15 protein-coding genes are annotated in these 21,500 nt (G+C 64.0%); 14 read left to right on the forward strand and 1 reads right to left on the reverse strand.

Annotated features, from left to right (window positions below; translation table 11 throughout):
• Positions 1-93 precede the first annotated feature (93 nt).
• From RTP54_RS23125 to RTP54_RS23165, 9 genes are all read left to right on the forward strand, one after another.
• Positions 94-1,038 carry an ABC transporter permease gene (locus RTP54_RS23125; RefSeq protein WP_112811249.1) on the forward strand — a complete coding sequence of 315 codons (945 nt, stop codon included), beginning with the start codon at positions 94-96 and terminating at the stop codon, positions 1,036-1,038.
• Complete coding sequence (locus RTP54_RS23130) at positions 1,035-1,853, forward strand: ABC transporter permease (protein WP_112811250.1); 819 nt, start codon at positions 1,035-1,037, stop codon at positions 1,851-1,853. The genes RTP54_RS23125 and RTP54_RS23130 overlap by 4 nt, the downstream gene beginning before the upstream one ends.
• Positions 1,850-3,478 (forward strand): ABC transporter ATP-binding protein, encoded by a 1,629-nt coding sequence (locus RTP54_RS23135; protein ID WP_312365932.1) that lies wholly within the window; start codon positions 1,850-1,852, stop codon positions 3,476-3,478. The genes RTP54_RS23130 and RTP54_RS23135 overlap by 4 nt, the downstream gene beginning before the upstream one ends.
• Before the next feature lies 1 nt (position 3,479).
• Entirely contained in the window at positions 3,480-4,337 is an 858-nt protein-coding gene (locus tag RTP54_RS23140; RefSeq protein WP_312365933.1) for a serine hydrolase, read from the forward strand.
• A gap of 53 nt (positions 4,338-4,390) precedes the next feature.
• A complete protein-coding gene (locus tag RTP54_RS23145) occupies positions 4,391-5,935 on the forward strand; it encodes an ABC transporter substrate-binding protein (protein WP_312365934.1) in 1,545 nt (514 codons plus the stop codon).
• Between the two features lie 113 nt (positions 5,936-6,048).
• On the forward strand, positions 6,049-7,488 hold the full coding sequence (locus RTP54_RS23150; protein WP_312365935.1) for a M20 family metallopeptidase: 1,440 nt from the start codon (positions 6,049-6,051) through the stop codon (positions 7,486-7,488).
• Positions 7,489-7,763: 275 nt separating this feature from the next.
• The gene (repA, locus tag RTP54_RS23155) at positions 7,764-9,023 is read left to right on the forward strand and encodes a plasmid partitioning protein RepA (RefSeq protein ID WP_409517191.1); all 1,260 of its coding nucleotides are present in this window, start codon (positions 7,764-7,766) and stop codon (positions 9,021-9,023) included.
• 4 nt (positions 9,024-9,027) lie between these two features.
• On the forward strand, positions 9,028-10,092 hold the full coding sequence (gene repB / locus RTP54_RS23160) for a plasmid partitioning protein RepB (RefSeq protein ID WP_112811255.1): 1,065 nt from the start codon (positions 9,028-9,030) through the stop codon (positions 10,090-10,092).
• A 350-nt stretch (positions 10,093-10,442) separates the two neighbouring features.
• Positions 10,443-13,352: a DNA translocase FtsK gene (locus RTP54_RS23165; RefSeq protein ID WP_312365936.1), complete on the forward strand. Its 2,910-nt coding sequence runs from the start codon at positions 10,443-10,445 to the stop codon at positions 13,350-13,352.
• Positions 13,353-13,435: 83 nt separating this feature from the next.
• On the opposite strand, the gene RTP54_RS23170 is transcribed toward RTP54_RS23165, so the two are convergent.
• A complete protein-coding gene (locus RTP54_RS23170) occupies positions 13,436-13,837 on the reverse strand; it encodes a VOC family protein (RefSeq protein WP_312365937.1) in 402 nt (133 codons plus the stop codon).
• A gap of 320 nt (positions 13,838-14,157) precedes the next feature.
• Here RTP54_RS23170 and RTP54_RS23175 point away from each other — a divergent pair, with 320 nt between their 5' ends.
• The 5 genes from RTP54_RS23175 to RTP54_RS23195 all read left to right on the forward strand — a co-directional run bounded on the left by RTP54_RS23175 (position 14,158) and on the right by RTP54_RS23195 (position 21,467).
• On the forward strand, positions 14,158-15,225 hold the full coding sequence (locus RTP54_RS23175; protein WP_312365938.1) for a LacI family DNA-binding transcriptional regulator: 1,068 nt from the start codon (positions 14,158-14,160) through the stop codon (positions 15,223-15,225).
• A gap of 25 nt (positions 15,226-15,250) precedes the next feature.
• The gene (locus tag RTP54_RS23180) at positions 15,251-15,997 is read left to right on the forward strand and encodes a transporter substrate-binding domain-containing protein (protein ID WP_112811258.1); all 747 of its coding nucleotides are present in this window, start codon (positions 15,251-15,253) and stop codon (positions 15,995-15,997) included.
• Positions 15,998-16,073: 76 nt separating this feature from the next.
• On the forward strand, positions 16,074-17,729 hold the full coding sequence (locus RTP54_RS23185) for an amino acid ABC transporter permease (protein WP_312365939.1): 1,656 nt from the start codon (positions 16,074-16,076) through the stop codon (positions 17,727-17,729).
• A gap of 25 nt (positions 17,730-17,754) precedes the next feature.
• A complete protein-coding gene (locus RTP54_RS23190) occupies positions 17,755-18,417 on the forward strand; it encodes an SDR family oxidoreductase (protein WP_312365940.1) in 663 nt (220 codons plus the stop codon).
• Between the two features lie 17 nt (positions 18,418-18,434).
• Positions 18,435-21,467, forward strand: a complete 3,033-nt coding sequence (locus tag RTP54_RS23195) for an aminotransferase class III-fold pyridoxal phosphate-dependent enzyme (RefSeq protein WP_312365941.1) — start codon at positions 18,435-18,437, stop codon at positions 21,465-21,467.
• Positions 21,468-21,500: the final 33 nt, after the last annotated feature.

The following is a 21,500-nucleotide window of genomic DNA, read 5'->3' on the forward strand; positions in this document are numbered from 1 at the left end:
GTTTTTTCCATTCGATCATAGTTGTTTCAAGAAAAGCCGGCAGGAGGGCCGAATCGCGATGTTGCGCCAGGCTGCTCTCAGTACGGGGAACCCATGATCAAGTTCATACTCAACCGCCTCGTGATGGCGATACCGACGATCGTCATCGTCTCGGTGGCCGTGTTCACGCTCATCCGTCTCATTCCCGGCGATCCGGCCGCGCTGATGCTCGGCGATATGGCCGAGCCGCAGCAGATCGCCGAAATGCGCGGCGTGCTCGGTCTTGACCGCAGCATTCCCGAGCAGTTCGTCATCTGGGCCGGCAATATCCTGTCCGGCGACTTCGGCCGCTCCATCGTCACAGACGAGCCGGTCCTGCACCTGGTGCTGAGCCGCTTCATGGTGAGCGCCGAGATCGTCGTGATCGCGGTGTTCCTGGCAAGCCTGATTGCTGTTCCCGCCGGCGTCATCGCCGCCTGGCGGCAGAACAGCCTGACGGACCTGGCGCTGGTCGGCACCGCGACCGTGCTCCTGTCGATCCCGACCTTCTGGCTCGGCCTGCTGTTGCTGCTCGCCTTCGGCCTGAAGCTCGGTTGGTTGCCGGTGCTCGGCTACGTGCCGATCTCGGAAAACTGGAAAGGCGGGCTTCTCTATCTCGTGCTGCCAGTGATGACGCTGGTCATCCATGAAATGGGCGTGATCATCCGCATGGCGCGCGCCTCGACGCTCGAAGTGCTCCGCCTCGATTACATCACCCACGCCCGCGCCAAGGGCCTGTCGGAAAGTGCCGTGCTCTGGAAGCATGCCTTCAAGAATGCCTTCGGCCCGACCTGGACGATGATCGGCCTGATCCTCGGCAATCTGCTCGGCGGTATCGCCGTCATCGAGACGGTCTTCACCATTCCGGGCCTTGGCCGCCTGATGGTCGACAGCATCTTCCAGCGGGACTACCCGGTGATCCAGGGCTGCCTGCTGCTCGTCGCCTTCTCCTATGTCGTCGTCAACCTGGTGGTCGACCTCCTCTATCCTCTCTTCGATCCGCGGGTGGTGGCAGAATGAGAAAGTTCACGTTCAACGGCGTCATCGGCGGCGGCCTGATTGCCGCGCTCGTCATCACCGCACTGATCGGTGTGTTCTGGACGCCTTACGATCCCAGTGCACTCGGCTTCACCTCGCGTCTCGCCGCTCCCGGTGCCGCCCACTGGCTCGGCACCGATGAGTTCGGCCGCGACGTGGCCAGCCGGCTGATGATCGGCGCCCGCGCCAGCGTCTGGATCGGCTGTCTGACGGTTGCCTTCGCGGTCGTCTGTGGCACGTTGATCGGCCTCATCAGCGGCTATGCCCGCGGCTGGGTCGATGGCGTCATCATGGCGGTCAACAACGCGCTGCTCGCCTTTCCGGGCATCCTTCTGGCGCTCGGGCTGCTCGCCGTCTTCGGGGCCAACCAGTACGGCATCATCTTCGCGCTCGGCATCGCCTATACGCCGTCGATGGCACGCGTCGTGCGCGGCGCGGTCCTGTCGCTGCGCGAGCGCGAGTTCATCGAGGCTTCGCGCGTCATGGGCAATGGCGAGATATATACGATGCTGCGCCACATCTTGCCGAACTGCCTGGCCCCGATCACCGTGCTTGCGACATCGATGTTCGGCTGGGCGATCCTGTCGGAAAGCGCGCTGTCGTTCCTCGGCCTCGGCGTACCGCCACCGGCGCCGACCTGGGGCAACATGCTGGCCGCCGGCCGCCCGTTCATCGAGCAGGCCGTCTGGCTCGGCTTCTTCCCCGGCCTCTGCATCGCGCTGACATTGCTCGGCATCAACCTTCTCGGCGACGCGCTCCGCGACAAGCTAGACCCCCGCATGCGAGGCCTGAAATGACCGGTAGCTCCCTCCTCAGTGTTCGCGACCTGTCGCTGGCCGTCTCCCACAATGGCAATCAGGTGGTGAAGAGCGTCAGCTTTGACGTCGGCGCGGGTGAAATCGTCGGCATCGTCGGCGAATCCGGCTCCGGCAAGACGCTGGCGACCCGCGCCATCATCGGGCTGATCCCGCCTGCCGTGCGCCATGTCGGCGGCACGATCAGGTACCGCGGACGCGATGTGCTGTCCCTGAAGGATCGCGACCTAAGGCAATTGCGCGGCGGCGAGATCGGTGTCGTGTTCCAAGAGCCGATGACCTCGCTCAACCCGTCGATGACCATCGGCCGGCAGCTCGAAGAAGGCCTGATCCTGCACACGAAGAAAAGCGCCGACGAGCGTCGGGCTGCGATCCTCGATATGCTGAAGCGCGTCGGCTTGCGCGAGCCGGAGCGGGCGCTTGTCGCCTATCCGCACGAGTTCTCCGGCGGGATGCGTCAGCGCATCATGCTTGCCTCGGTCATGCTCCTGAAGCCGGCGCTCCTGATCGCCGACGAACCGACGACTGCGCTGGATGCTGTGGTCCAGCGCGACGTCATGGAACTGATGGTCGAACTCACAAAGGCCGAAGGCACGGCCGTCCTCCTGATCAGCCACGACCTGCCGATGGTGGCGCGCTACACCGACCGCTTCGTCGTCATGGAAAAGGGCGTGATCGTCGAGCAGGGACAGACCGCGGACATTTTGAGCGCTCCGGAGCATCCCTATACCCGCAAGCTGCTCTCCTCGCTGCCGTTTCGCGCGGCACCACGCAAACTCGACATGTCGCGCACGCCCATGGTGTCGGCGCGCAACATCGTCGTCGAGTATCCCGGTCGCAAGGGGCTCTTCCGCAAGCAGGCGCCGAAACGCGCGCTGCATGGCGTCAGCGTCGACATCCATGTCGGCGAAGTCGTTGCCCTGGTCGGCGGCTCCGGTTCGGGCAAGACGACGCTCGGGCGCACCATCGCCGGCCTCGTCGCGCAGAGCGAGGGCGAAATCCTGTTCCAGGGACGCGAGCGCAGCGCCGATTGGCGTGATTATCGCCTGAACTGCCAGATGGTCTTCCAGGACCCCTATTCGTCACTCGATCCGCGCATGACGATCCAGGCGCTGGTCGAAGAGGCCTTGCGGCTAGTGCCCGATCTCGATGGCGCGGCCAAGCGCAAGCGGGCGCTCGATACGCTCGACGAGGTCGGCCTTGCCGGCGATTTTGCCAATCGCTACCCGCACGAGCTTTCAGGGGGCCAACGCCAGCGCGTTGCGATTGCACGAGCGATCGCGCGGCGGCCGAAATTCCTGATCGCCGACGAGCCGGTCTCGGCACTCGACGTAACGGTGCGGGCGCAGGTGCTCGAGCTCTTTTCCGACCTGCAGAAACGCTACGGATTTTCCTGCCTGTTCATCAGCCACGATCTCGGCGTCGTCGAGCAGGTGGCTGACCGGGTGATCGTCATGCAGGACGGCCGCATCGTCGAACAGGGCGATCGCGACCGGATCTTCGACCAGCCGCAGGAGGCCTATACGCGCAAGCTGCTTTCCGCGATCCCCGCGCTCGACCTCAACCAGACGGGCGGCGTTACCCTCAAATGGCGCCTGGAGGCCTGACATGACCGTCGCGATCAAACCCGCCACCATTTCCGATCGGCTCCACGCGATTGCCGACGCCCAGCCGTTCATTACCCGCTTTCTCGTCCGCAATCTGCAGACCGGTGAAACGATCGGGCGCGGCGAAAACGAAGAGACGCCGTCGGCGAGCACCCGCAAGACCTCGATCATGATGGCGGCGCTGAAGGCGACCCACGAGGGCCGGCTCGATCTCGATCTGCCCATCACTTACGAGGAGCGGCTGAAGCACGAGGTCGCGAGCGGCATGTTGCGCTACATGACGCCGGGTCTCGTCATTCCGCTGCGCGATGCCATCGTCGGCATGATGGTTTTGAGCGACAATGTCTGCACCAAGATGGTGCTGGAGCGGCTGACGCTGGAAGAGGTCGATGGCTATTGCAAGGCGATCGGCATGGTGGGTACCCACCATCGCTTCCTGATCCCGCCGCTGGGGCTGAAGCAGGACCATTCGCTCGGTGAAGTCACGACCACGACGGCGAGCGACCAGATCCTGCTGCTCGAAGCGATCCTTGCGGCCCAGGACGATGAGGCTGCCGCTGCCCGGCTTGGCGCATCGGTCGCGGTTTGCCGCTTTGCGCTGCAGACACTGAAGAACCAGGTTTTACGCTACGGCATCCGCTCACGCCTGCCTTTCGAGGTCGTTGCCGCCAGCAAGTCCGGCCGGGGCAAGCGCGGGCGCATGGATACGGGCCTCGTCTATCGCGATAACAGGCCGCTCTATGCCATTGCCGTCTTCACCGATGGCGTGCCGCAGGTGATGGCCGACGGCACGCCCGGATACACCATTGCGCTCGAAACCATCGGCCTGTTGTCCAAGGCCTGCTGGGACGCGTTCTGAGCGGAGATCAACCGCAACAAACCAACAAGAAACAACTGGAGAAGAGTGGAACAATGAGAAACTTATTCCTTGCCGGCACCATCCTGATGAGTGCCGCCGGCTTTGCCGAGGCGCGTGACCTCGTCGTCGCGCAGAGCTCCGATATCCGCAGCAACGTGCCGGGTGTCAACCGGGACGGCAACACCGATTCCGTGATCTTCCATATCGTCGAAGGTCTCGTCGGCTATGCCGAGAACGGCGAAGTCAAACCGCTCGTCGCCAAGAGCTTCGACGTGTCGCCGGATGGCCTGACCTATACGTTCAAGCTGCGCGACGACGTGAAGTTCCATAACGGCAATGCGGTCACGGCCGATGACGTCGTATGGAACTGGAACCGCTACATGGCAGCAGACACCAAGTGGACCTGCGCCGGCGATTTCGACGGTAGCAAGACCATCAAGGTTTCCGCCGTCACCGCTGTCGATCCGACCACGGTGACGATGACCATCGAAAAGCCCTCGGCTGTCTTCCTCGGCCTGATGGCACGCCCCGAGTGCGGCTACACCGGCATCATCGCCAAGGATTCGGTCGGCGCCGACGGTGCCTTCGTCGCGCCCATCGGTACCGGTCCGTTCAAGTGGGCCGAGTGGAAGAAGGGCGAATATGTCCGTCTCGCAAAGAACGACGCTTACGTTTCGCCCGCCAATGACGGCAAGCCGGATGGCATGGTCGGCTCCAAGCGGCCGCTGGTCGACGGCATCAAGTTCATGGTCATCCCCGATGCCTCGACGGTGAAGACCGGCCTTTTGTCCGGCGCGCTCGATACCGCCGAAGTCTCGGCCGACCTGATCTCGGAGTTCAAGGACAGCGAGACGATGCAGCTCATCGTCAAGCGCAACAACGGCAAGAACCTCCTGTACTTCCAGACCCGCGACAAGGTGCTGAGCAACGTCGCCGTGCGCCGGGCCATGGCCGAAGCGCTCGACCTCGACCAGCTGGTTGCCGCCGTGTCGAACGGCACCGGAGAAGCCAACGCGTCGATGGTTTCTGCGGACTCGATCTTCTATTCCGACGTCCAGAAGGCGAAGATCCCGATGGATCTGGAAAAGGCCAAGAAGGACCTGGCCGACGCCGGCTACAACGGTGAGCCGATCACCATCATTGCCAACAAGCGTGGCAACGTGCCGAGCTTCCCGGCAGCCGTCGTCGCCCAGGCGATGATGCAGCAGGTTGGCCTCAACGTGCAGATCGAGGTGCTCGACTACGCCACCCAGGTCGATCGCCGCCGTTCCGGCAACTACCAGGTCATCTCGCAATCGGTGTCGCCGCGTCTCGACCCGGCACTGATGTACTCCTTCTACGTCGGCAACAAGGACAAGAACGCCTCGTTGATGTGGGATAATCCGAAGGCGATCGAGCTGATGAAGGCCGCCTATGTCGAGGCCGACCAGGCCAAGCGCCAGGCGATCTTCGACGAGTTCCACAAGCTGATGCTCGAGGAAGTCCCGGGGATCTTCATGTACGACATGGTCGACATCTGGGGCGCGACGAAGAAGCTGCACGGCGAGCCCGTCTGGCAGTCGAACACCCGGCTCTGGGAAGTCACGCTCGACGACTAAGTCGTCGCCGGGTCCGATCCTGCAATCCAGTGGCGGCATCCGTGCCGCCACCTTCCATCCGAAGACAGAAATGCCAATGCGGCCGGCCCCCGTCGCCCGCAAGAGGAATATCTATGCCCCAGCCATCCGTCGTCGCCGCTCTTTCCGAGATCGTCGAAGCATTGAAGCCCGAATTTGCAGCCATGAGCGACGCGATCTGGGATCATGCCGAGCTGAGCTTTCGCGAGCACAAGTCGGCTGTGACGCAGATCGCGATGCTGGAGAAACACGGGTTTCGCATCAAGCGAGGAACGGCCGATATCGAAACCGCCTTTACCGGCGAGGCCGGCGAGGGCGGCCCGGTGATTGCCCTTCTCGGTGAGTTCGATGCGCTGGCGGGGCTGAGCCAGGTTGCCGGCATCGCCGAGGAAAAGCCGCTCGTCAGTGGCGGCACGGGGCATGGCTGTGGCCACAACCTGCTCGGCACAGGCTCTTTGCTCGCCGCAGTCGCACTCGCGCGTTACCTTCGCGAAAACAAACTGCCGGGCACGGTGCGCTATTATGGTTGCCCCGGCGAAGAGGGCGGCTCGGGCAAGACCTTCATGGCGCGCGCCGGGGCTTTTGCCGATGTCGATACCGCGCTCACCTGGCATCCGGCACCGTTCAACGGCGTGCGCTCGACCAACAATCTCGCCGTTCTGGAAATCTATTACCGTTTCAAGGGCGTGGCCGCGCATGCCTCGAACGGCGCCCATCTCGGGCGCAGCGCGCTCGACGCGCTTGAGCTGATGAACATCGGCGTCAACTTCCTGCGCGAGCACATGCCGCAGGATTGCCGCGTGCATTATGCCATCACCGATGCCGGCGGCACGGCGGCCAATGTCGTCCAGGCGCGCGCCGAAGCGCTTTACCTGGTGCGCGCGCCGCAGATGCCGGAAGCGCTCACGCTCGCCGCCCGGATCGACAAGGTCGCCAGGGGCGCTGCCATGATGACGGAGACGGAGGTCGAGATTGTGTTCGACCGTGCCGCCACCAATCTCCTGCCCAATATCACGCTGGAAACGGCGATCCACCAGAACATGGTGGCGCTCGGCCCGGTTGCCTTCGACGAGGCCGATATCGCGTTTGCCCGCGAGATCCAGAAGACGATGACGCCGGAGGCGATCGCCAGCAGCATCCGGCTCTACCAGATCAAGGGCGACGTCTTTGCCAACAGCCGGATGGACGGAACGAGCGGCCTGCACCTCGGCCTTCGCGACTTCGACGGACAGTCGCATTTCCGCGCCGGCTCGACCGATGTCGGCGATGTCAGCTGGGTGACGCCGACGGCGCAATGCTGGGCGCCCGCCTGGGCGATCGGCACCGCGCCGCACACCTGGCAGGTGGTCGCGCAGGGCAAGAGCCCGGCCGCCCACAAGGCCTTCGCGCATGCGGCCAAGTCGCTGGCGGCAACCGGCCTCGACCTCATCCTCAATCCGCATCTGCTGGCTGAAGCCAAGGCCGAGTGGCGTGAAAAGACCGAGGGCAAGCCCTACCGGTGCCCGATCCCGGACCATATCGGCCCCAAGCTCTGATTATCGGCGGGCATTCGTTTCGCGCACTGCCATGTCAAGCCGCCAGCCTCCCGGGGTTGGCGGCTTTTTCGTTTCTTCGGACCCATCAAACACCCGAGGGGCTTGCCGCACCGCTCGGTGGAATGCGGTCCGACGCCTTGACGCGAATCGCAGTCTGCGGCATCACTGTTACGGAATTTCGCGAATATGCGACATTTGAGCGTATCTGATTTAAATCTCTGTTAGTGTCTTTCGGCGACAAAGCCGTGCGAAGGCGCGCAAGGAGCACGGCGGGAATGGACATGACGGTAACACAGACGCGACCCGGGACCGATCTTTCCCACGCCAGGCTGCCGGCTGACGAAGCGATCGCCGCTGACGCCCGCGCCCTTTCCGAGCAGTTGAAGGCCATGCGCGAACGGCTGTTTCCGCCGACCGCGATGAAGACGCTGCGCAGCTTCACCTCAGGCGAGGCGGCCAAGCTGATCGGGGTCTCCGACGGCTATCTGCGCCAGCTGTCGCTGGCAGGCGAAGGGCCGCAGCCCGATACCGGAACCGGCGGCCGCCGCTCCTATTCGCTCTCCGACATCAACGCGCTGCGCCGGCATCTTGCCGAGCAGGCGCTGGCCAAGGGCAATGCAGCCAAGGCGCGCAGCTACCTGAAATGGCGCGACCGCGAGCGCGGCGAGCACTTGCAGGTAATCTCCGTCACCAACTTCAAGGGCGGCTCCGGCAAGACCACATCGTCGGTCCACATCGCGCAATATCTGGCCATGACCGGCCACCGGGTCTTGGCCGTCGACCTCGATCCGCAGGCCTCGCTTTCGGCCCTGTTCGGCTACCAGCCGGAACTCGACCTCACCGGCAACGACACGCTCTATGGCGCCATCCGCTATGATGCCGAGGCGCGGCCGCTGAAGGATATCATCCGCCCGACCTATTTCGACGGGCTCGACCTGGTGCCCGGCAATCTGGAACTGCAGGAGTTCGAACACACGACGCCGCAGGCACTGAGCGCCCGCCATAGCGGCTCGGATGCCGGGCCGTTGTTCTTCGCGCGGGTGCAGTCGGCGCTGGCAAGCGTTGCCGACGACTACGACGTCGTCGTCATCGACTGCCCGCCGCAGCTCGGCTACCTCACGCTGTCGGCGCTTTGCGCCTCGACCTCGGTGCTCGTCACCGTGCATCCGCAGATGCTCGACGTCGCGTCGATGAACCAGTTCCTTTACATGACATCCGACCTTTTGAGCGTCGTGCGCGAGGCGGGTGGTGAGCTCAATTTCGACTTCCTGCGCTACCTCGTCACCCGCTTCGAGCCGAATGATGGCCCGCAGGCGCAGATCGTTGGTTTCATGCGCTCGCTGTTCGGCGACCGGGTCCTGACCTCGGCGATGGTCAAGTCGACGGCCGTTTCCGACGCGGGCCTGACCAAGCAGACCCTTTACGAGGTCGGCCGGGAAAACTTCACCCGCGCCACTTATGACCGGGCGATCGAATCTCTGAACTCCGTCAACGGTGAAATCGAAGCTCTCATTCATGCGGCCTGGGGGCGCTAAGGACATGGCTGGCAACCGCAAGAACGAACTGCGCGCTCTCTTTTCCGGCAATGTGCCGCCGGCAGCCCCGGCGCAGGTGACCGAGACGGCTCAGACGACGTCTGCTGCGGTGACGGCATTGACCCCTCCGGCACCCCCGGCCGACACGCCACGCGCCGCATCCGGCGCGATCAAGGCCATGGGCCTGTCGCTCGGCAGCATCACCCGCGAGGCCGAAGAAGCCCGGTCGCTGCGCGAGGCGTTGCATCAGGGCGAGCGCGTCGTCGAACTCGACCCGGATCTGGTCGATGCTTCCTTCGTCGGCGACCGCCTGACCGATGGCGAGCTCGATGATCCGGATTTCCTGGCGCTCGGCGACAGCATTCGCGAAAACGGCCAGCAGTCGCCGATCCTGGTGCGGCCGCATCCGGAAAAGCAGGGACGATACCAGACCGCCTACGGCCACCGGCGGCTCAACGCCGTGCGCAGCCTCGGCATCAAGGTCAAGGCGATCGTCCGGTCGCTGACGGATGACGAACTGGTGCTGGCGCAGGGCAAGGAAAATGCCGAGCGCCGCAACCTGTCGTTCATCGAGCGGGCGCTGTTTGCCGCAGCGCTTGCTGATCGCGGATTTGACCGCAAGGTGATCGGTGATGCGCTTGCCGTGCAGAAGAGCGAACTGTCGCGTCTGATCCAGGTCGCCGAAGGCGTGCCCTTGGCGATCGCTCGGGCGATCGGTCCGGCGCCCAAGGTTGGCCGTGAACGCTGGATGGCGATCGGGACCATGCTCGAAAGCGAGCCGGCGCGGCAGAAGGCGGAGGAGGAGATCGGCCTCAGGCGGTTCCTCGAAGCCGACAGCGACCAGCGCTTCCAGTTCGTCTTTGCCCGGCTGTCGCGCGTCGACCGGCAGGACCCGGCCAAGCCCGAGGCTCTCGTCGACGAGAACGGTCGGAAATTTGGCAAGCTGAAGCGGGACGGAAAGACCGCCCGGATCGAGTTTTCGCCTGACGTCAGCCCTGCCTTCGTCGATGAGGCGATCGAGCTTCTGGCGAAGCATCACGCGGCTTTCACGGCTGCGCGCCGGAGCTGATCGGCCAGCGTATTTGCAAGCTCGCAGCGACTATTCCCGGGCCGGCGTGACGCAATCACGCCGGCCCGATTCGTCGTGGCCTTAATCTGCGACGCAGGCGACGTCCCGCGCCCAGCTGCAGCGTCCCGAAATGACGATCCGGAAGAAATATTTTCGCCCTCGTGACGCCAGCGACAGAATGGCGCGATGCCCTTGAGAGGGATGGGGATTGCGGTTGCTGTCGAGACCGTTTTACCGGATCGAACGTGCCCTGCGTCGTCATTCGAGTGACGCTTGGAAGGGACTTGTTAACCTTCATTTCCTATCGCTTAGCAGGCCCCTCGGCGATGTCTCTAGCTCTTCCAGGACCCATGCGTATTCCCAGGACAAACTTCTCTCAGGCAGCTTTGCATGATGCAAACCAGGCGGATTACTATGACGATCCGCAGGACGGTGCGTTGAGCGATATGCCCACCCATGACGTGGATCCCGTCGATCCCTATCAGTTGTACGAGGCGCCTGCGGCGCCCCGCAAGCCCGCCAACCAGCAATCGGACGCGACCGCCCATGTCGGCCGCGCCGCGCGCCTCTATGGCCAGGGCACGGCCTATGCGCCCGCCCAGGTGACGTCGTCGACCGACGAGCCGCTGCCGACCCTGTCGGAGATCGCCGGTCACTACGGCGATTCGACCTGGGAGAGCCATTTCTTCCTGGCACCGAATGTGCGTTTCACCCGCACGCCGGAACGGGAGTTCACAAAGCGCCGCGCACCGTCTGATGCCGAGAGCGAAGCGGTATCGGAAGACAACAGCGCGCCGGTCGAAGCCATAGCTGCCGAGATTGCGCCAGTCGGGGGCGCGCCGGTCGCCATCGACGTAGCCCCGGTCGCCGTCGAGGTTGCCGACCCGGTTGAAGCGCCGGTGACCTTCGCTGCGCCGGTGCCCGCACCGGAGCCGGCCCTGCCGTCCTACAGCCCTTCCGAGCTGCTGCGCGTGCTCACCAGCCAGTTGCCGCATTGGTCGTCGGGGCCGAAGCCAGAGGCTGCCAACACGATCTCCGTCGCGGACGCCGCCGTCGCGAGCCCGCCCGCCGCTGTCATCGTCGAAACCCCTGCGGCGATCGTGTCGCCGCCGGTAACCGTCGAGCCGCTCGCGACCTCCGTGTCGACGGTCGCTGCGGCAGAGGTTCCGGCCGATACGCGTCTGTCCTTCCTGTCGGACTTCGCCTTCTTCGAATTCGGTCCGTCCTCGGGCGACGAAGAAGCGGCCGAGGCTGTACAGCCGAAGCCTTTTGTCGAAACGGCGGCACCGGTTTCGTTTGCTCCCGCCACTTTCGCGCCGGCTCCGGTTTCGAACCCGGGCCCGATCAAGTCTGTCGAAATCAGGCGCATGCCGCCAACGGCGATCACCTCGCTCTTCCGCGTCGTCGAATGCCGCCCGGCAACCGCCGTGCCGGTGATCGCTGAAACGGTTGTCGCAGCGCAGGCTGAGCCCGTGCCGGCGCAGCCCGCACCAGAAGTGCCCGCGCCAATTGCGGTGCCGTCGGAAATCTCGTCGGTCCCCCCTGTCGTCATCGAGCCTGTCGAAATCGCAGCGCTGGTGGCCGAGGAAGAGCCTGTCCGCACTGTTGCGACAGTCTCCAAAGCGGCGATCACCATGCCTGCCCAGGTGTCACGTGCCCCTTCGCTGTTGCCGCCGATCGGCGTCATCGAACGGTTCGCCCAGGCCGACGGCTATGAATTCCCGTCCGAGGACCTGCTGCAGGAGCCGCCGGAAGGTCGTGGCTTCTTCATGTCGCAGGAACAGCTCGAGCAGAATGCCGGGCTCCTTGAAAGCGTGCTCGAGGATTTCGGCGTGCGCGGCGAGATCATCCATGTCCGGCCGGGCCCGGTCGTCACGCTTTACGAATTCGAGCCGGCACCCGGCGTCAAGTCATCGCGCGTGATCAACCTTGCCGATGACATCGCCCGCTCGATGTCGGCACTGTCGGCCCGTGTCGCCGTGGTCCCCGGCCGCAACGTCATCGGCATCGAGCTGCCGAATGCGACCCGCGAGACCGTGTATTTCCGCGAACTGATCGAATCCGTCGATTTCCGCAAGACGAACTGCAAGCTGGCGCTTTGCCTCGGCAAGACCATCGGCGGCGAACCCGTCATCGCCGAACTCGCCAAGATGCCGCATCTGCTCGTTGCCGGCACCACCGGCTCGGGCAAGTCGGTGGCGATCAACACGATGATCCTGTCTCTGCTCTACCGGTTGAAGCCGGAAGAATGCCGCCTGATCATGGTCGATCCGAAGATGCTGGAACTCTCCGTCTATGACGGTATCCCGCACCTGCTGACACCCGTCGTCACCGATCCGAAGAAGGCCGTCATGGCGCTGAAATGGGCGGTGCGCGAAATGGAGGACCGCTATCGCAAGATGTCGCGCCTCGGCGTTCGCAACATCGACGGCTACAACCAGCGTGCGGCAGCCGCCCGCGAAAAGGGTGAGCCGGTCATGTGTACGGTCCAGGCCGGCTTCGAGAAGGGCACTGGCGAGGCGCTGTTCGAGCAGCAGGAGATGGACCTGGCGCCGATGCCCTACATCGTCGTCATCGTCGACGAGATGGCAGACCTTATGATGGTTGCGGGCAAGGAGATCGAAGGCGCGATCCAGCGGCTTGCGCAGATGGCGCGTGCGGCCGGTATCCACCTGATCATGGCGACGCAGCGTCCCTCGGTCGATGTCATCACCGGCACGATCAAGGCCAACTTCCCGACCCGCATCTCCTTCCAGGTCACCTCGAAGATCGACAGCCGGACCATCCTTGGCGAACAGGGGGCCGAGCAGCTTCTCGGCCAGGGCGACATGTTGCACATGCAGGGTGGCGGGCGCATCGCCCGTGTCCACGGCCCGTTCGTTTCGGACCAGGAAGTGGAACATGTCGTCGCGCATCTGAAGACGCAGGGGCGGCCCGAATATCTCGAAACCGTCACGGCGGACGAGGAAGAAGAGGAGCCGGCCGAGGAGCAGGGTGCCGTCTTCGACAAGACGGCCATGGCGTCCGAGGACGGTAACGAACTCTACGACCAGGCGGTCAAGGTGGTGCTGCGCGACAAGAAATGCTCGACGTCCTACATCCAGCGTCGTCTGGGCATCGGCTACAACCGCGCCGCATCGCTCGTCGAACGCATGGAGAAGGAGGGCCTCGTGGGTGCCGCCAACCATGTCGGCAAGCGCGAGATCATCCATGGCAATCGCGACCACGCCAGCACGCCTGAAAGCGACGACATGGATTGAGGCCGCGGCCTCTGTCGCAAGTGTCATCTGAAAGGCCGCGAAGATAGCTTCGCGGCCTTTTCCCATGCGGGCTTTGCTGCCGCCTAGGCTTCCGGCGTGTTGAAGACCGCTTCGATCGCATGACCGTCGGGATCGATGACGAAGGCGGCGTAGTAGTTCGGGCCATAATGGGGGCGCAGACCCGGTTTGCCGTTGTCCATGCCACCATGCGCGACCGCCGCCTCATGGAAGGCGTCGACTGCACCGCGGTTCGGCGCGGCGAAGGCGAGATGAAAGTCCGGTCCCGGAGCCTGCTGGCCCGCAGGGCAGAGCTTGATCGCGAGTTTGTCTCCGCCGCCCGCAATACCATATCCGATGGCCTGATCAGGTTCGCCGGGTCTGAGGTCGTCCCAGACCCTGACATAGCCAAGCGGCGCCAGGGCGGCATCATAGAATGCGGCGGCGCGCTCGATGTTGGAGACGCCGAAGGAAATGTGGTGAAGCATAAGGCTCTCGCTGCAAATGGCCGTTCTCTGGCCATGAGACAGTGGCGGACACCGATCCGCAAGCCGTCCCGACCGTTATGATCGGCTGTGCACGCTTCAACCGGGATATCATGGGCAAATCGCACGGCCCGTTTGCCGGCACGCGCGCTTGCTTGAGCCACGGCTTTCGCCGCGGTGCTATTTTGGAGTGCCTGCCGGATCGAACTTTAGCTGTCCGCCGTCCCCTAATGTTAGAATAAAAACGTTTTTATTTTTCTTGAAAACGTTTTTATTGGCTGTTACGCATAATGTGAGAACGAGCCAAGGGCCTGGGAGGGTGCATGGCGGCGCATATGCACAAGACCCGGCGTACACCGCCGCCGACGATCAAGACGCTGGCGGAAATCACTGGCTATTCCATCGCGACAATCTCGAAGGCGCTCAGGGATTCGCCTGTCGTCTCGCCGGTCACGCGCGATCTCATCTTCAAGGCGGCACGCGAGGTCGGTTATCAGGCCAATGCCCGCGGAATGGCACTACGCACTGGAAAAAGCTTCCAGGCGGCCGTGCTGATGCCGGTGACGGCTGCGCGCGACTATGAGTGGGACGGCGTCGAATACACACAGGTCTTGAGCGGCGTCAGCCAGGCACTCGAAGGTACGGACTACCGCATGTCCGTGCATGTCATCCGTGATGCTGCCGATGGCGTCGAGACCGCGCGCCGCATCGTCGAGCACGGGCTGGCCGACGGATTGATCTTCTCTGGCATCCTTGCCGACGACCCGCGCATCGATCTGCTGGTCGACCATCATTTCCCGTTCGTGTCGATGGGGCGTTGCCGCAAGGATCTGGACTACGCCCATGTCGATATCGACAATGAATGGGCGGCCCATGCGGCGACCGCGCGGCTCATTGCCGGCGGGCATCGTCGCATCGCGCTGGTCAACCCGGAGCGCCGGCTGTCCTACGCGCTGGACAGGCTCGATGGTTTTGCGCGCGCTTTCCGCGAGACCGGGATCATTGCTTCCATGGACCTCGTCGTCGAAGGCGATCTGTCGACGCATTTCGGCCGGCAGAGCGTGATCGAGCTGCTGCAGGCGGCGGAACCACCGACCGCCTTCGTCTGCATCAACGAATCGACCACGCTCGGCGTGCTCTCGGGGCTTGGCAGCCTCGGGCGGCAGGTGGGCGTCGATATCGACGTGATCGCCTATGACGACATCAATGTCAGCGCCTATTTCACGCCGCCGGTCACCACATTCTACCAACCGATCGAGGTCCTCGGACGGACCCTCGGGCAGTTCCTGCTGAAGCGCATGGAGGGTGAGGACCCGAAGGCACTCCGGCAGGTCTTCAGGCCAACCCTGATCGAACGACAGCCGGATAATCTCGGCGGCAGGCTGGCCTGAGCTTTATCATCCAAGGAGGAGAACCATGAAGAAACTGATCATTGCGCTGACCTTTGCAGCCCTGTCGGCAAGCGTGTCCCATGCCGCCGATCTCGGCGGGAAACTGCTCAAGGTGGGCTCCGACACCACCTCGCCGCCGATGGAGAGCGTCGATCCCGCGACCGGCCAGATCGTCGGCTTCGACGTCGACGTGGTCAACGCCGTCTGCGCCAAGATCAATTGCCAGGCCGAGTTCATCACGACCGGCTGGGACGGCATCTTCGCCGCCCTCGACCAGGGCAATTTCGACCTTGTCGCATCCGGTGTCTCGATCACCGAGGAACGCAAGAAGGCGATGGATTTCTCCGATCCCTACATCGTCAACAGCCAGGCCGTGCTGATGCGCGTCGAAGACCAGGACATCACGCTCGAGCGCTTCAAGGATGCCGGCAGGAAGCTTTCGGCCCAGGCCAACACGACCGACGCGCAGGTTGCCGAGAGCGTCGTCGGCAAGGAGAACGTCGCTGCCTATGACACGTTCAGCGCGGCGATCATCGCGCTCAAGAACAAGGACGTAGACGGCGTGGTCATCAACGGCGCCAATGCGGCCGCCTACGAGCGCGAGTTCGCCGGCGAGCTGGTGGTCGCGATCAAGGATCTGGAATCCGACCCGCTCGGCCTGGTCTTCCGCAAGGGCGACGAGAACATCGCGGCCTTCAACGAAGGCCTGAAGATGATCAAGGACGATGGCACGCTCGACCAGCTGGTCAACAAGTACTGGGGACTGAAGTAACCTCCCGCAATTCCCCGGAGCGCCGACGTGTGCTCCGGGATCCCAGCCTGTTTCATTCGATACCCCGGAGGAATGAATGTCGTTCCTGAGAAGCGTGCGTCCGAGCAATCTTATCATCCTGACCGCGCTGCCCTTCATCATCTATCTCTTCGTTTCCTCCGGAGACTACCAGCGGTCGCTTCGCGCCATTCTCGGCGTCGAGAACGGATCGTCGGCCTTCGTGCCCGGCTTCCTCGCACTGGCGATCGCCTTTTCGGCGGGGCTGTGCGTTCTCCTGTTTTCGCGGGCGAAGGCGAGCCGCCCGAAATGGGCGGTGGCGGCCGCCGTGCTCAACGTCGCGGCAGCCGGCGTCCTGCTACTGGGACATAACATCCACCCCTTCATCGCCTCGGTGGTGGCAAACGGCGTCGACGCGTTCAAATCGGACCTGATCGTCAAGGGCGTGACACCGCGCCAGCTGACGGACGCGGCCGATCTGTGGGTGCGCAGCATCGAGGCATGGCTGTTCCCCGCCTATCTTCTTTTGAGCCTTCTCGGCCTCGGGCTGTTCTTTGCCGGCGCGCGCCCCGGCGAGCCCGTCGACAGCCCGCTGCGGCGGATGGGGCGCTGGATTCTCGGCATCATCAACGGCGCCGGACTGATCTTTGTCTTCTTCTTTGCCCATATCGCCTTTGCCGCCGGGGTGGCGACCACCATTCGCGCCGCGATTGCCGCATACATTCTGGCGGCCGTGCTGGGCCTTGTCTGGGTCGGGCTCTTGCAACTGCATTCGACGGTGCGCACCAGCCTCTATTTCGCCGTGGCGACACTGGTTCTGGCACTTGCGGCCGGGTGGTTCCTGCTGCAGCCGCGCGATACCTATGTGCTGGCGGGTACGCTTCAAGGCAAGGTGGGCATCGTCACCAACACGCCGGCGGGCCTCATCAGCGCCGTGCGCTTCGGCCAGTATGAGGGCGCGCCGCAGACGGAGACGCCTGTGCGTACCTTCGTCGGCCCGACCGAGGCGCTTGCCTCGATCGCCAAGAACGAGGGCGTCAGCGCCGCCTTGCTGCCGGCCGCCGCCGCGCCCGCCGATATGCCGGTGCTCTGGAAGATCGAAGCGCTGAATGACCGCGACCGCGCGACCGGCATCACCATCGCCGTGCTTGCAATCGTTCTCGGGCTTTTGACCTTCGGCGGCTACCTGCACCAGCGCCATCCGTTGGCGATCGGCTCGGAATTCATCGTCGACACCATTCGCGGCATTCCGATGCTGGTAATCGTGCTTTATGTCGGCCTGCCGCTCAGCGGCGCGCTGAAGGACGCGACGCAAGGCGTGCTCGATCCGCCCAATCTGGTGCGCGGCATCGTCGCCATGGCGCTCGCCTACTCCGCCTATCTCGCCGAAATCTTCCGCTCGGGCATCAACGCCATTCCGGTCGGTCAGGTCGAGGCGGCGCGCAGCATCGGTCTCAACCGCTGGCAGACGGCGCGCCTCGTCATCCTGCCGCAGGCCTTCCGGATCATCATTCCGCCACTCGGCAACGAGCTGATCGCGATCCTGAAAGACACCTCGCTGCTGTCGATCCTGTCGATCCGCGACATCACCCAGCGCATGCGGGAGTTCCAGTCGGCGAGCTTCCTGCCGTTCGCGCCCTATAACTCCGCGGCGATCTTCTACATCTTCCTGACGCTTGCCGCGGCGAGCCTCGTGAACATGGTCGAGAGAAAATATGACATCAAGCATCGATAGCACGAGGGGGCGCAGGCCCCGGACTGTGTTGATCACCGGTGCCTCCCGCGGCCTCGGCCGCGAACTGGCGTCCCTTTATGCGGCGGACAACTGGCGCGTCATTGCCTGCCTGCGCGGAGGGGCGTCTTTGGGTGGAGAGATCGAAACGCAATTGCTCGATGTCTCCGATCCGTCTTCGATTGGAGCGCTCGGTCGAGCGCTGCAAGGCGTGGCTATAGACGTTGTCATCAACAATGCCGGCATTCGCGGCGATACCGGCGGGCTTTCGACGCTCGACGGCGACGACTTCGTCGAGGTGATGCGCATCAACGCGCTCGCTCCCTTGCTGCTGGCGCGGGCGCTGCGGGCAAACCTTCTGGCGGGGGAAAGTCGGGTCATCGCCAACATCTCCAGCCGCGCCGGCTCGCTTGCCGAAGGCACGCTCGACGACGATGACGGCGACTATGCCTATCGCTGCTCGAAGGCGGCCCTGAACATGGCGACGGTGAAGCTGGCGCAGGATCTGCGCAAGGACGGCATCACCGTGCTGTCGCTGCATCCCGGCTGGGTGAAGACCGACATGGGTGGAGACGAGGCGAGTGTGCCGGTGGCGACAAGTGCCGCCGGGCTGAAGGCAATTATCGACAAGGCCGATCCAGCCGATAGCGGCAGTTTCCGCAGCTACGACGGACGACGGATTTCATGGTGACGGGACACGCAGCAGGCATGACAGAGATGGACGTTAAGGCAGAACAGGAGCTGGCGGCAATCCGGGCATTGCTCATCGAGGCCTATGGCATCGAAGGAGACGTATCGCCGCTCCCGGGCGAGCACGATCTCAACTACCGCGTACGGGTGCAAGACGGCGGGCAATATCTCTTGAAGCTGCACGCGCCTGGGGATGCAGACGATCTCGGCATGCAGATCGCGGTGCTCGATCATCTGGCGCAAGCGGCAGCTGGCCTGCCGGTCTCGCGGCCGGTGTTGGACCGCGAGGGAGCATCGACGGTCAAGGCGACGCTGCGCGGCGAGCGCACCGCCAGGTTGCTTACCTGGCTTGAAGGCGATATCTGGGCGAAAGCCGCCTCGCGATGCCCGACCAGCGTGGATACGCTCGGGGACCTGCTCGGCCGGCTCGACCGATGCCTCGAGGGCTTTGGACATGCCGGCACAAAGCGCGTCTATGCCTGGGATATCGGTCGCGCCGACATGCATCTGCCGCATGTAGATCTGATCGATGGCGCCGACAAACGGGTCGCGGTCGGTGCGATCCTCGAGCGGTTTGCCGCATCGGTGCTTCCGAAGCTTGAAGCCTGCCCCCGTCAGGTCATCCACAACGATGCCAACGACTACAACGTGCTTCTGGACGAAGACGGCCGCGTCAGCGGCCTCATCGATTTCGGCGATATGGTCGAGACCTGGCGCGTCGTCGAGATTGCCGTCGCTTCCGCCTATGCGCTGATCGGCACCAGGGACCCGGTCGGTACGATTGCGGCGCTCGCGGCCGCCTATCACCGCGTAAACCCGATCAGCGAGACGGAGGCGAACCTAATCTTCGACCTCGTTCGCACCCGTTACGCCGTCAGCATGTGCATGGCGGCCAAACAGATCCGCGAAAACCCTGAAAACACTTACCTGCTGGTCAGCCAGGAGGATGTCTGGCGCGAGCTTCAGCGTCTGGAGCGCGAAAACCGTGCGATAGCCGTCGCCCGCATTCGCGACGCCTGCGGTTTTGCACCGGTGGCACACGCGGCATCGGTCGTTCGATGGCTGGAGCGGAATGCTCATGGTTTTTCCGTCATCGTCAAACCGTCCGTTACAAAGCCGGAAGTCGCCGTCTTCGATTTCTCCGCATCCAGTCCCGAGGCGGCGCAATGGGCGGCGCTAGACGCTGCGGCAGCGGAGACGCGGATCGCGGGTCAAATCCGGGGGCAGAGCGCCGATTTCGGCATCGGGCTTTATGGCGAGGATCGCGGCATCTACCAGGGCGATGCCTATGAGACGGCGACGGCGGGCGAGCGCCGCTCGATCCATCTCGGCGTCGACATTTTCGCGCCGGCGGGCGAGCCGGTGCATGCGCCGTTTGCCGGCAAGGTTGCCTTCCTTCATGACGATGCCGTCGCCTTCGGTTTCGGCCCGACGGTGCTTTTGGAACATGCGACCGATACCGGCGACATTTTCTGGACGCTCTACGGCCATCTGTCGCGCAGTTCACTCGCGAAGCTGGCGATCGGCCAGCCGATCTCCGCGGGTGAAAGCTTTGCGGCTTTTGGCGCACCTGAGGAAAACGGCAACTGGGCGCCGCATCTGCACTTCCAGCTGGTGACCGACCATCTCGGGCTCGAAGGCTGCATGTTTGGTGTCGGCCTGCGAGATCAGTGGCAGGTCTGGCGCGAGGTGAGCCCCGATCCGAGCGTCGTGCTCGGGCTCTCCGTTCCGGCCTCCGTCATCGTCGCCCGCGACAAGGATTTCCTCGTGCGTGAGCGTCATCGCCGCATCGGCCGTTCGCTCAGCATCGCCTATAGCGCCGCACCGCTGAAGATCGTCGGCGGCGAGGGCGCCCACCTGGTCGACGAAGATGGCACGCGCTGGCTCGACATGGTCAACAATGTCTGCCACGTCGGCCATTGCCATCCGCGCGTCGTCAAGGCGGCGCAGGCGCAGATGGGCAAGCTCAACACCAATTCGCGTTACCTGCACGATTCGCTGGTCGAGTATTCCAGGCGGCTCGCATCCCAGTTTCCGGATCCGCTCAACGTCTGCTTCTTTGTCAATTCCGGCAGCGAAGCCAATGATCTCGCACTCAGGCTGGCGCGCGCCTATACCGGCAACCGCGACGTGATCACTGTGGATCACGCCTATCACGGTCACCTCTCAAGCATGATCGACGTCAGCCCCTACAAGTTTGCCGGCAGGGGTGGCGAGGGGCGTCCAGCCCATGTCCAAGTCGCGGAAATGCCCGATCTCTATCGCGGCCGCTACCGCTACGGCGACGTCGATGCCGGCCGCAAATATGCCGACGACGTGCGCAACCAGATCCTGGCGCTCGCGGCCAACGGCCGCCGCCCGGCGCTGTTCTTCAGCGAGGGCATCCTCGGCACGGGCGGTCAGCTGACATTGCCGGAAGGCTATCTGCGGGAGGCCTATGCGCATGTGCGCGCCGCCGGCGGCCTCTGCCTCGCCGACGAGGTGCAGGTCGGCTTCGGCCGCGTCGGCAGCCATATGTGGGCGCATCAGACGCAAGGGGTGGTCCCGGATATCGTCACCATGGGCAAACCGATCGGCAACGGCCACCCGATGGCCGCCGTCGTCACCACGGAGGCGATCGCCGCCTCGTTCGCCAACGGCATGGAGTATTTCAACACCTTCGGCGGCAATCCGGTTTCGGCCGAGATCGGGCTTGCCGTGCTCGACGTCATCCGCGACGAGCGGCTGATGCATCATTGCAAGGTCGTCGGCGACCGGCTGATGGACGGAGCGCGTGCGCTTTCCAGGCGCCATGCCATCATCGGCGACGTGCGCGGCTACGGCCTCTTCAACGGCATCGAACTGGTGCGCGATCGCGAGACGCTGGAACCGGCGGCATGCGAGCTCGACTTCGTCATCGCCGAAATGAAGTGCAAGCACCGGATCCTCTTGAGCAGCGAGGGGCCGCACCACAATGTGCTGAAGGTCAAGCCGCCGGCGCCGTTCAGCGCAGCCGATTGCGACTACTTCCTCGAAGCGCTCGACGACACGCTCGGGCGCCTAAGCCCTTGATCGAAATGCGATACGGCTGGCCATGCGCCGGCC

It is taken from the genome of Ensifer sp., assembly GCF_031989085.1.
Classification (GTDB): Bacteria; Pseudomonadota; Alphaproteobacteria; order Rhizobiales; family Rhizobiaceae; genus Ensifer.